The organism is Microbacterium sp. M4A5_1d (genome assembly GCF_053345465.1).
Genome location: NZ_JBKFAD010000001.1, coordinates 284,449 through 296,168, shown reverse-complemented (window position 1 = coordinate 296,168; position 11,720 = coordinate 284,449). Strand labels below are relative to the sequence as shown.

The 11,720-nt window shown below is 69.2% G+C and carries 11 protein-coding genes; 10 read left to right on the top strand and 1 reads right to left on the bottom strand.

Annotated elements, in window-relative coordinates; genetic code table 11:
- Positions 1-3: 3 nt before the first annotated feature.
- Positions 4-837: an undecaprenyl-diphosphate phosphatase gene (locus tag ACLBWJ_RS01315; protein ID WP_112614784.1), complete on the top strand. Its 834-nt coding sequence runs from the start codon at positions 4-6 to the stop codon at positions 835-837.
- 27 nt (positions 838-864) lie between these two features.
- Here the strand turns inward: ACLBWJ_RS01315 and ACLBWJ_RS01310 are convergent, their stop codons facing one another.
- Complete coding sequence (locus ACLBWJ_RS01310) at positions 865-1,731, bottom strand: PAC2 family protein (protein WP_274177893.1); 867 nt, start codon at positions 1,729-1,731, stop codon at positions 865-867.
- A gap of 122 nt (positions 1,732-1,853) precedes the next feature.
- On the opposite strand from ACLBWJ_RS01310, the gene ACLBWJ_RS01305 reads away from it, so the two are divergent.
- The 9 genes from ACLBWJ_RS01305 to lnt all read left to right on the top strand — a co-directional run bounded on the left by ACLBWJ_RS01305 (position 1,854) and on the right by lnt (position 11,703).
- Complete coding sequence (locus ACLBWJ_RS01305; RefSeq protein ID WP_282500976.1) at positions 1,854-2,534, top strand: HAD family hydrolase; 681 nt, start codon at positions 1,854-1,856, stop codon at positions 2,532-2,534.
- Positions 2,531-3,541: a tRNA (adenine-N1)-methyltransferase gene (locus tag ACLBWJ_RS01300; protein ID WP_447659601.1), complete on the top strand. Its 1,011-nt coding sequence runs from the start codon at positions 2,531-2,533 to the stop codon at positions 3,539-3,541. The genes ACLBWJ_RS01305 and ACLBWJ_RS01300 overlap by 4 nt, the downstream gene beginning before the upstream one ends.
- A 9-nt stretch (positions 3,542-3,550) precedes the next feature.
- Positions 3,551-4,513, top strand: a complete 963-nt coding sequence (locus ACLBWJ_RS01295) for an FKBP-type peptidyl-prolyl cis-trans isomerase (protein WP_112614790.1) — start codon at positions 3,551-3,553, stop codon at positions 4,511-4,513.
- Positions 4,514-4,612: 99 nt separating this feature from the next.
- The gene (locus ACLBWJ_RS01290; RefSeq protein WP_447660078.1) at positions 4,613-5,551 is read left to right on the top strand and encodes a helix-turn-helix transcriptional regulator; all 939 of its coding nucleotides are present in this window, start codon (positions 4,613-4,615) and stop codon (positions 5,549-5,551) included.
- Positions 5,548-6,507 (top strand): helix-turn-helix transcriptional regulator, encoded by a 960-nt coding sequence (locus tag ACLBWJ_RS01285; protein WP_112614792.1) that lies wholly within the window; start codon positions 5,548-5,550, stop codon positions 6,505-6,507. Before ACLBWJ_RS01290 ends, ACLBWJ_RS01285 begins: the two co-directional genes overlap by 4 nt.
- Positions 6,508-6,567: 60 nt before the next feature.
- On the top strand, positions 6,568-6,816 hold the full coding sequence (locus ACLBWJ_RS01280; protein ID WP_181574133.1) for a twin-arginine translocase TatA/TatE family subunit: 249 nt from the start codon (positions 6,568-6,570) through the stop codon (positions 6,814-6,816).
- A 66-nt stretch (positions 6,817-6,882) separates the two neighbouring features.
- The gene (gene tatC, locus ACLBWJ_RS01275) at positions 6,883-7,662 is read left to right on the top strand and encodes a twin-arginine translocase subunit TatC (RefSeq protein WP_447660077.1); all 780 of its coding nucleotides are present in this window, start codon (positions 6,883-6,885) and stop codon (positions 7,660-7,662) included.
- The gene (locus ACLBWJ_RS01270; protein WP_447659600.1) at positions 7,659-10,133 is read left to right on the top strand and encodes a DEAD/DEAH box helicase; all 2,475 of its coding nucleotides are present in this window, start codon (positions 7,659-7,661) and stop codon (positions 10,131-10,133) included. The genes tatC and ACLBWJ_RS01270 overlap by 4 nt, the downstream gene beginning before the upstream one ends.
- Complete coding sequence (gene lnt / locus ACLBWJ_RS01265; RefSeq protein ID WP_447660075.1) at positions 10,093-11,703, top strand: apolipoprotein N-acyltransferase; 1,611 nt, start codon at positions 10,093-10,095, stop codon at positions 11,701-11,703. Before ACLBWJ_RS01270 ends, lnt begins: the two co-directional genes overlap by 41 nt.
- The last annotated feature ends 17 nt before the right edge of the window (positions 11,704-11,720 follow it).

Genomic DNA, 11,720 nt, shown 5'->3' with positions numbered 1-11,720 from the left:
CCCATGCAGCTCCTCGAGGCCATCATCCTGGGCATCGTCCAGGGTCTGACCGAGTTCCTGCCGATCTCCTCGAGCGCCCACCTGCGCATCGTGGGGGAGTTCCTGCCGTCCGCGCAGGACCCCGGCGCCACCTTCACCGCGATCACTCAGATCGGGACCGAACTGGCCGTGCTGGTGTACTTCTGGAAGAAGATCACCCGCATCATCGGTCGCTGGTTCCGCTCGTTCAACGGTTCGGTCCCGCGTGACGATGCCGACGTTCGTCTCGGCTGGATCGTCATCATCGGTACCCTGCCGATCGGCGTTCTCGGGTTCCTGTTCCAGGACGTCATCCGCGACACCTTCCGCAATCTCTGGCTCGTCGCGATCGTGCTCATCGTCTTCGGCCTCATCCTCGGGGCGGCCGACGCGCTCGGGCGACGCGTCCGGACCGAGAAGGACCTGACGTACGGTCACGGTCTGGCCCTCGGGTTCGCGCAGGCGCTCGCGCTCATCCCGGGCGTATCGCGCTCGGGCGCCACCACGACGATGGGGCTCGCGCTGGGGTACACCCGGCCCGCGGCCGCAGAGGTCGCGTTCCTCCTCGCCGTGCCGGCCGTGTTCGGCAGCGGTCTCTACGAGCTGCTGCAGGCGATCCGTGAGCCGGGAGCGTCGGTGTTCTCGCTCGTCGACACCGCCGTGGCCACCGTCGTCGCCTTCGGCGTGGGACTCGCCGTGATCGCCTTCCTGATGCAGTACCTCAAGCGCGGCAGCTTCCTGCCGTTCGTGCTCTATCGTGTCGGGCTCGGAGCGGTGCTGATCGTTCTGCTCTCGCTCGGAGTCCTGCAGGCGTACTGAGCCGGCCGGACGGTCGCGGCGCGCGTCTCAGCGATGCGGGCCGCGACCGAGGCCACGGCCGTCGCCGCCGTCGCCCCGGTGCCGGAGGTACCTCTCGAACTCCTGCGCGATGGCGTCCCCCGAAGCTTCGGGGGAGTCCCACGTGTCGCGGGTCTGCTCCAGCTGACGGATGTACTCCGTCATCTCCTCGTCGTCAGCCGCCGCGGCGTCGATGGTCGCCTCCCAGGCGAGCGCATCACCCGGCAGCGAGCCGCGGGCGACCTTGGCGCCCGTGATGCCCTCGAGCTTGTCGAGAAGCGCCAGGGTCGCTTTCGGCGACGGCGAGTGGCCCGCGACGTAGTGCGGCACGCTCGCCCACAGTGCCGCCGTAGGGATCCCGGCCTCCTCCGCCGCAGCGGCGATGACCGACAGGATGCCGACGGGGCCTTCGTAGGTCGAGCGCTCGAGACCGAGCGCCGTGCGCAGCTCTTCGTTGTCGCTTCCGCTGAAGACGGTGATGGGACGAGTGTGGGGAACGTCGCTCATCATCGAGCCGAGCGCGACCACACCGGTGATGTCCTCGCTCAGCGCCGCATCCACCAGCTCGGCCGCGAACGACTTCCAGGCACGCGCTGGTTCGGCGCCGCTGAGGACCCATAGACGCGTGCCGCGTGCCGTCGCGCGCGGTCGCCAGATCGTCGCATCCGGCCATTTCAGCGAGCGGCGGCCGTCAGCGTCGGCCTGGACGTGCGGCCGCGTGTACATGTAGTCGAAGTACAGTTCGGGATCGACCGAGTAGACGGCGTCATAGGGACGGGATTCGCGAAGCTGTGTCGCGGCGGCGGTCGCGGCTTCGCCGGCATCGTTCCACCCGTCGAACGCGACCACGAGGACGCGGCGTCCCAGACTGTTCAACCCGTCCTCCGTTCCGAGCCGGCTCGCTCTGCGCGAGCGGGTCTGCTCCACGATACGCCGAGGCCAGCGCATGCGGGTCGGGCCACGCGGCGTCTCACCCCTGCATCGGTAACATGGTGCGGATGACTTCTCGTTCCCCTGCCGCGGTCCTCTGGGACATGGACGGCACGCTCGTCGACACCGAACCGTACTGGATGGCGGCCGAGGGTCCGCTCGTCGAGAGCTTCGGGGGAGTGTGGACGCCCGAGCAGGCGCTCAGCCTCGTCGGACTCGGGCTCGAGGACTCCGCGCGCATCCTGCAGAATGCCGGTGTCCGGATGCAGACGCGCGAGATCATCGACCACCTCACCGAGACGGTCTCGGGTCAGTTGCGCCGCGGCGGCACTCCGTTCCGCCCGGGTGCGCGCGAGATGCTCTCCGGGCTCCGCGAAGCCGGGATCAAGACGGCGCTCGTGACCATGTCGATGCGCAGCATGGCCGACACCGTCGTGTCGTCTATCCCGTTCGAGGCGTTCGACGTCGTCATCGCCGGCGACGAGGCGGCCCGCCCCAAGCCGTTCCCCGACCCCTACCTCCAGGCGTGCGCAGCGCTCGGGGTCGATGTCGCCGACACCGTCGCCATCGAGGACTCACCCAACGGCCTGCGTTCGGCGGTCGCCTCCGGCGCCGTCGCACTCGGAGTACCGCTGATGGTCCCACTGCACGGCCTCGGTGCTCACGCTCTCTGGGACTCCCTCGCGGGGCGCTCGGTGGCAGACCTGGCCGATCTCTTCACCCTCCACCGACTCGGAGCTTCCGCATGACCGACGACCTCCAGCCCCGCGGCCCCTTCCGTTACGGCGACCGCGTCCAGCTGACCGGCCCCAAGGGACGGATGCACACGATCACCCTCCGAGAGGGCGGCGAGTTGCACACCCACCACGGCGTGCTGCGCCACGAGGTCCTCGTCGGCCAGCCCGACGGGTCGGTGGCGACCAACAGCGGTGGGCACGAGTACCTGGCACTCCGCCCCCTGCTGCGCGACTTCGTGATGTCGATGCCCCGTGGTGCCGCGATCGTGTACCCGAAGGATGCGGCTCAGATTCTGGCCGCGGCCGACATCTTTCCCGGCGCCACCGTCGTCGAGGCCGGTGTCGGCTCGGGCGCGCTGTCGCTCTGGCTGCTTCGGGCGATCGGCGACCACGGACGGCTCGTGTCATTCGAGCGACGCGCCGAGTTCGCAGAGGTCGCCGAGGCGAACGTCGCCACGTTCACGGGCGGTACCCCCGCGAACTGGTCGGTCATCGTCGGCGATCTCGTCGCGAGCCTGCCCGACGCCGTCGAGCCGGGGACGGTCGACCGGGTGGTCCTCGACATGCTCGCGCCGTGGGAGTGCATCGACGCCGTCGCCGACGCGCTCGCCCCCGGGGGCGTCGTGCTCTGCTACGTCGCCACTGCTACCCAGCTCAGCCGTGTCGCCGAGTATCTCCGCGGCACGGGCCTGTTCACCGATCCCGACGCGTCCGAGACGATGATCCGCGGCTGGCACGTCGAGGGTCTGGCCGTGCGCCCGGACCACCGGATGGTGGCTCACACCGGATTCCTCATCACCGCCCGCCGCCTCGCTCCGGGGGCCATCCCGCCCGATGTCCGGAAGCGCGCGCTGAAGAAGCCGTCGTACGACGATGCGGACGTCGAGATCTGGACGCCGGGAGCCGTCGGCGACCGCGAGATCACGGACAAGAACCTCCGCAAGCGCGTCCGCGAAGCGCAGCGGGCCGCGCGGAGCTCGCTCTCCGTTCCGGACGGGCACGACGACGACTCCGCGTAGACTGCTGCGGTGCGTAGGATCATCGCCGCCGCCGGCGCTCTCTCTCTGACCGTGCTCGCCCTGACGGCCTGTGCCACGCCGTCCTCGGGCTCAGCGTCGTGCACGCGGGACGTGTCCGAGTCCTCGGCCCTCGATCTCGTCGACGTCAGCGACAGCCCCGTCGGCACGAAGCCCACCGTCGCCCTCTCGGCGCCGGTCCACGTCGACGGTCTCGCAGCACGCGACACCGTGACGGGAGACGGTCGTGCGGTGACGAGCGACGCACAAGACGTCGTCTTCGACCTCACGGTCCTCGACGGGTCATCGGGTGCGCCGATCGCGGCATCCGGATACACCGGCGAGCTGTCGGAGGTTTACCCGCTCGACAGCTGGGATGCCACATTCCCGGGCCTCGTCGACGCCCTGCACTGCGCGACCGAAGGCTCGCGCGTCGTGATGGCGCTCGGCCCGGACGAGGTGACGGCCGACACTCGTGCACGGTTCGGCATGGCGGAAGACGCCACGACGGTCGTCGTCCTCGATCTGCAGAAGGTGTATCTCGCCGCCGCTGACGGTGCCGAGCAGTTCAACGATCGGGCCGGCATGCCCTCGGTCGTGGTCGCTCCTGACGGACGCCCCGGCATCGTCATCCCCGACAACGACCCGCCCAGCGACCTCGCGATCGAGGTGCTGAAGAAGGGCGACGGTGAAGAGGTCACCGGCGATGTGCCGGTGCGCGTGCACTACACCGGCGTGACGTGGGCCGACAAGAAGGTCTTCGACAGCACGTGGGGTCAGGGCGCGCAGCCGATGGAGCTCGACAAGACGATCCCCGGGTTCGCCGAAGCGCTCCGAGGCCAGACCGTCGGCTCGCAGATCCTCGTGGTGATCCCGCCCGACCAGGGTTACGGCGACACGGCCCAGGGCGGCATCCCCGCCGATTCGACGCTCGTGTTCGTCGTCGACATCCTCGGCCTCGACGCCGCGTCCTGAGTCGGGGGGACGACGGCCACGCCTAGAATCGAAGGCGTGTCCGTCTCGCCCACTCGCGTTCCGCCCGAGGAACGCCTGGTCAATCTCGTCGTCGCCCTCATGGCGACCGAGCAGGGCGTGACGAAAGACACCATCCTGGGTTCGGTCTCCGGTTATCGAGAGCAGGCAGAAGCGGGCGCCCGACGCGAAGCGCTCGAGAAGATGTTCGAACGCGACAAGGAGAACCTGCGCGGTTTGGGCGTCCCGATCGAGACGATCGGCGACTATGCCGACCCCGACGACCTACGCGAAGCGCGCTACCGGATCCCGCCGACGGAGTACGAGCTGCCCGCAGACATCAGCTTCACCCCAGCCGAGCTCGCTGTGCTGACGCTGGCCGGGGGAGTGTGGGGCGAGCAGACGCTCTCGGCGGGCGCTCGGTCGGGACTGCGGAAGATCCGCTCCCTCGGGATCGAGGTCGATGAGCCGATCATCGGCTTCGCCCCGCGACTCGATCTTCACGACTCGTCTTTCCTGCCGTTGCAGCGCGCCATCGAGCAGGCTCGCGAGGTGGAGTTCGACTATCTGCGCCCGGGGTCCGATCGGCCGCGACGACGACGTGTGCGGCCTCTCGCGCTCGTCGAGTTCGAGGCACGCTGGCACCTGTTCGGGTGGGATGCCGGTGTCGATGCCGAGCGGACGTTCCTGCTGTCGCGCATCGTCGCGGACGTCGTCGTGACTCGGCAGAATTTCGACGCCGCGCTTCGTGCCGGCGCCGGAGAACGCGCCTTGTCGGGACTGCGCGACGTCGCCCGCCGTCAGAGCGCCGACGTCACCGTCGTCCCCGGCACGGAGGCTGAGCTGCGGCTGCGCCGACGCTCTCTCGCCGAGGCCTCGAGCGGACGACGGCTGCGCATCCCCTTTGTGGATCTCGAGGTGCTCGCCGACGAGCTCGCCTCCTACGGACCGGAGGTGATGGTGCACGCGCCGGCCGATCTGCGCGACGCGGTCGTGCAGCGCCTCCGCGGTGCCCTTGACCGATCGGCGGTGACGTCGTGAGTGCCCAGCCCATCGTCGCAACCGACCGCGCGGCCCTGATCATGCAGCTCGTTCCGTACCTCATCGCCCAAGGAGAGGTGACCGTGGCCGACGCAGCGCGCGATTTCGACGTCGAGCCGCAGCAGATGCGCTCGATGGTCGAGAAGCTCACCGTGATCGGGCTTCCCGGCGAGGGCGGCTTCTGGCAGATGGCCAACGACCTCTTCGACATCGACTGGGACCTCCTCGACCGCGAGGACCGCATCGTCATCACCAACACCGTGGGGTTGCAGCGATCGCCGCGGCTCACCGCGCGCGAGGCCGCAGCGCTGCTCGCGGGTCTGCAGCTGGCGGCATCCGTCCCGGGTGTCGGCGACAGCGGTATCGTCCAGGGGCTCCTCGCCAAGCTCGCGCGCGGGGCGGGCCAGACTCCCGCCGACGTCATCGTCGCCCCGGCGCCGGTCGATGACGTTCGCGAGACGGTGGCGCGAGCGCTGCGCGAGCGCGTCGCCCTGGCGTTCACCTACACAGCACCGGACGGCGCGCCGACGACGCGCACCGTCGACCCGGTGAAGGTGACGATCTCCGCCGGCCGCTGGTACCTGCAGGGATGGTGCCACACACGTCGCGCGATGCGCACTTTCCACCTCGATCGCGTGACCGACCCGGCGCTCACCGAGATCCCGGCCCTTCACTCGACGGAGCCGGTGCCCGAGCTGTTCGAGCCGGGCGACGACGAGATCCTCGCCGAGATCCGCTACCCGCATCATGCGGCGACGATCGTGGGCGAATTCCTGACGAACGCAGAGGTGCGCGACGAGGGCGGATCGCAGACGGCGATGATCCGGGTCGCCGACCCCCGTTCGCTCAAACGACTGGTCGCCCGCAGCGGGGGGAGCATCGAGGTCCTCGCACCGGCCGAGGCCCGGCGTGCCGCCCGCGATTGGGCCCGAGCCGGTCTCGATCAGTACGCCTGAGACGGGCTTCCCGCCGGGTGCGCGGGTTAGACTGTGCGAAACGATCGATGGGGAGACTCAATGAGCAATCTGTTCGCAGGCCCGCACCTGTGGATCCTACTCATCGTCATTCTGCTGCTTTTCGGCGCTGCGAAGCTGCCGGCGCTGGCGAAGAGCATGGGACAGTCCGCCCGCATCTTCAAGGGCGAGATGAAGGCCATGAAGGAAGACGATGCCACGGCCGGCACCGCCGCCTCGACGACCGCTGACGTCGCGCCCGTCGAGAAGCCTGCGGACCCGAAGAGCGGTCCCGCAGCTCCCACACCGTAGCGCCGCGTGGTGACGGCTGAGCGCACGCGCTCAGGGGCGGACGGTGCGCCCCGGCGCGACAAGCGCATGTCCCTCGGGCAGCACCTCATCGAGCTGCGGCGACGCCTCATCATCTCGGCGCTCGCCCTGGTGGTCTCGATGGTGGTGTCGTTCTTCCTCACCGACTGGATCATCTGGGCGATGACCGAGCCGATCCGCGTCGTCGCGGAGCAGCGAGGCGACACCGAAGCGGTGAAGCTCATGTACTCGACGATCACCGGACCGTTCGACATGCGCCTGCGCATCTCGTTCTCGGTCGGCATCATCCTCTCTGCTCCCATCTGGCTCTGGCAGATCTGGGCATTCCTCATGCCCGGACTGACCCGGAAAGAGATCCGGTACACGGTCGGATTCGTCTCGGCCGCGGTTCCCCTCTTCTTCGCCGGTGTCTACACCGGCTGGCTCGTCATGCCGCACATCGTCGAGATCATGGCGACGTTCTCGCCGGAGGCGTCGGCGAACTTCTACGAGGGCAAGTACTACTACGACTTCGTCTTCAAGCTCCTGCTCGTCGTCGGGGTCGCGTTCATCATTCCCGTGTTCCTCGTCGCGCTGAACTTCGCCGGCATCATGAGCGGGAAGGCGATCCTCAAGGGATGGCGCGTCGCCATCCTCATCGCCGTCGTCTTCTCGGGCCTGGCAACCCCCGCCGCCGACATCGTGAGCATGCTGATGCTGGCGGCGATCCTGACGGTGCTCTATTTCGCGGCCGCGGCGCTCTCACTTCTCCTCGACCTGCGCCGGTCGCGTCGCGCGCCCGAGCTCACTGTCCCCGGCCCGCCCCCGATGACTGATCCCCTTCCGTGAGCGCGTCCAGCCCCGCGGAGCGGTTCCTCGCCGCGCAGTCGGCCCGGGCCCACCCGCTGACCGCGGCGTTCGCCGACATGCAGCGATTCGATCTCGACCCGTTCCAGATCGCCGGATGTCACGCCCTCGAGGACGGGCGGAGCGTCCTCGTCGCCGCGCCCACGGGAGCCGGCAAGACGATCGTGGGCGAGTTCGCGATGCACCTGGCCATGCTCGAGCCCGACACGAAGGCGTTCTACACGACGCCCATGAAGGCCCTGTCGAACCAGAAGTTCCGCGAGCTGGTCGACGTGTACGGCGAGGATGAGGTCGGCCTGCTCACCGGCGACACGAACATCAACGGCAACGCACGCATCGTGGTCATGACCACCGAGGTGCTGCGGAACATGCTCTACGCCGACTCGCCGGCCTTGCGTGGCCTCCGCTACGTCGTGATGGACGAGGTCCACTACCTGGCCGATCGGTTCCGAGGCGCCGTGTGGGAGGAGGTCATCATCCATCTCCACCGCTCGGTGCGGATGGTGGCGCTCTCGGCGACGGTCTCGAACGCGGAGGAGTTCGGCGACTGGCTCGACACCGTGCGAGGCGATACCGCCGTCGTGGTCTCCGAGATCCGTCCCGTTCCTCTCGAACAGCACGTTCTGGTCCGCGGCGATCTGCTGCCGCTGTTCGACGACCGGGCGGGTGTGGCGACTGCGCAGGTCAACCAGGAGCTGACCCGCCTGCGCTCGCCCCAGGGCCAGCGATACGACAGCAACCGGCGCTCGCACGGTTACCGCGGTGCGGGGGGCCGCGAGGCTCATCGCAAGCACCGTGGCGGACAGGGGTCGGGACGCCCCGCGGCCGCGCAGCGCCTCGAACGCCTCGACCGACCGGCTGTCGTCGAACTCCTGGGCCGGGCCAATCTGCTGCCCGCGATCTTCTTCATCTTCAGCCGCGCAGGGTGCGACGGAGCGGTCCAACAGGTGCGCAGGTCGGGTATCCGGCTCACGACACCCGAGGAACGGGATGAGATCCGCGTCATCGTGGATCGCCGCACCCGCGCGCTCGCGCAGGAAGACCTGGCAGTGCTGGGGTTCTGGGAGTGGCGCGACAACCTCGAGCGCGGCGTCGCGGCCCACCACGCCGGACTGCTGCCGGCGTTCAAGGAGGTCGTCGAGGAGCTCTTCCAGCGCAAGCTCGTCAAGGCGGTCTTCGCGACGGAGACGCTGGCGCTGGGCATCAACATGCCCGCACGCACCGTCGTCCTCGAGAAGCTCGAGAAGTTCAACGGCGAAGCACGCGTGGCGATCACTTCGGGGGAGTACACCCAGCTGACCGGGCGCGCCGGTCGCCGGGGCATCGATGTCGAAGGGCACGCGGTCATCCAATGGAGCGACGGTCTCGACCCGCAGTCGGTCGCCGCGCTGGCGTCGCGGCGCACGTACCCGCTGAACTCCAGCTTCCGCCCCACGTACAACATGGCCGTGAACCTCATCGACCGCTTCGGTCGCGACCGCGCACGTGAGATCCTCGAGTCGTCGTTCGCCCAGTTCCAGGCCGACCGGTCCGTCGTCGGCCTCGCGCGCCAGGTCAAGGAGAAGGAGCAGACGCTCGACGGCTACGCCCGCTCCATGACGTGCGAGCGGGGGGATTTCGCGGAGTACTCCGGCATCCGTCGCGAGCTGAGCGACCTCGAGAAACTCAATCGCAACGACCGCACCGCACCGGCACGCATCCGTCAGCGCCGTCAGGACGAGCTGGCCGGCCTTCGCAAGCGGATGCAGCGGCACCCCTGCCACGACTGCCCGGACCGGGAGCACCATGCCCGGTGGGCCGAGCGCTACTGGCGGCTGCGCCGCGACGTGCAGAAGCTGCGGCAGCAGATCGACACGCGCACCGGCACCGTGGCGCGGGTGTTCGATCGAGTCGTCGACGTCCTGACCGCCCTCGACTACGTCTCGGTCGACAGCGACGGCACCACCGCGCTGACCGAGGCGGGCGCCACGATGCGTCGGATCTACGGTGAACGCGACCTCCTCGTGGCCGAGGCGCTTCGCCGGGGCCTGTGGCGCGAGCTCGATCCCGCCGGTCTGGCGGCCCTCGCGTGCAGTCTTGTCTACGAGCCGCGCCGCGAGAGCGACGGTCCGGGCGAGTACGGGCTTCCGCGAGGCGCCTTCCGAACGGCACTGGCCGAGACGCAAGAGCTGTGGGCGGTCCTCGACGACCTCGAACAGGACCACCGCCTGCCCGGCACCGAGCCGGTGGCCACGGGCCTCGCGAAGGCCATGCATTCGTGGGCACGCGGCATGATGCTCGATCGCGTCCTGCTCGAGGCCGACATGGCCGCCGGCGACTTCGTGCGCTGGGCGAAGCAGACGATCGATCTCCTCGATCAGCTCTCGCTCGTCGCCGACGCCGATCTGGCGCGGACAGCGCGTGCCGCGCTGGATGCCGTCCGGCGCGGCATCGTCGCATACTCCGGCGTCTAGGCTCGAACACGTGCCCGACTCGTCTCCGGCCGCGGTGCGGCCTCTGATACCGCTGTGGCTGGCACTGGTCGGCGCCGTCGTCGGCGGTGCGGTTCTGGACGCCGCATTCCCCGACATCGGGTGGTGGCCGCTGGCGTTCGCCGGTGTCGCGTTCGCTCTCGCCGGTCTGATCGGGCGCTCGGCGTGGGGTGCGCTCGCGGTCGGGGCCGTCTTCGGAGCGTCCTTCTACTTCATCCACATCTCGTGGATCACCCGTTATCTCGGGCCCATCCCGTGGTTCGGACTCGCCGGCATCGAGACGCTCTTCTTCGCGGTCGGCTCGATCCCCATCGCTCTTGCGTACCGCTGGGTCCCGCGTCTGCTGCCGGGCCAGGGAGCACGACTGATCGCCCTCCCCGCCCTGGTCGCGGGACTGTGGACAGCGCGCGAGCTCTTCATGGGGTCATGGCCCTACACCGGCTTCCCCTGGGGCCGCGTCGGCATGAGTCAGTCCGAGAGCCCGCTCGCGCACGTCGCGTCCTGGACCGGGGTGGCGGGCCTGACATTCCTCATGGTGTTCGTCACAGCGGCGGTCATCGAGTGGCTGCGCCTGGGCAGGATGCGCGACCTCCGCACGGCGCTCCCGGCGGCCGTCGTCGCCGTCGCGCTCGTGGCGCTGCCCGCTTTCCCGACGACGGATGCCGGGACGTACCGCGTCGGTTCCGTCCAGGGCGACGGCCCCACGGGATACTTCGATTCTCGCGAGCCCTACGACGTCCTGCGCTCGCAGCTCGCGGCCACACAGCCGATCATCGACGAGCCCATGGACCTTCTCGTCTGGCCGGAGGGCGGCATCGATGCGAACCCGCTGTCGAATGCGTCCGTCGCCGACACGCTCGATCGGCTGTCGGAGCGCATCGACGCGCCGTTGCTCGTCAACGCAGCCACGCAGCGCGGCGACGACATCTACAACACGTCGATGCTCTGGCGGGCTGGCGCCGACAATCCCGTCGCGATCCACGACAAGTCACGCCCGGTTCCCATGGGCGAGTACGTCCCCGACCGGTGGTTCTTCGAGCTGATCGTCCCAGACCTCATCGGTCTCATCCAGCGCGAGTACACACCGGGAACGAACCCGCCCTTCATGGACGTCTCCGGCATCGGCGTCGGGCTCGCGATCTGCTTCGACGTGCTCTACGACGACGTGATCTGGACGGGTGCACGTGACGGTGCGCAGCTCTATGTCTTCCAGACCAACAACGCCGATTTCCGCGACACGGACGAGAATCTCCAGCAGCTCGCGTTCGCGCGCATGCGCGCCATCGAGACCGGCCGAGCGGTCGTGAACATCTCGACCGTCGGCACGAGCCAGGTCATCGCGCCCGACGGCACGGAGATCGACGGCCTGCCGGCGGCGGAGGCCGGTGCGATGATCACCGAGGTGCCGCTGCGCACCGGACTCACGCCCGCCGTCATCGTCGGCGGCGCTGTGCAGGTCATCCTCGGCTGGGGAAGCCTCTTGGCTCTCCTCGCTTGCGGCGTCGCCGTCGCGGTCGCGCGACGACGCTCACGCAGCACGTCCGCGACATGAGAATGCCGCCGGTCCCG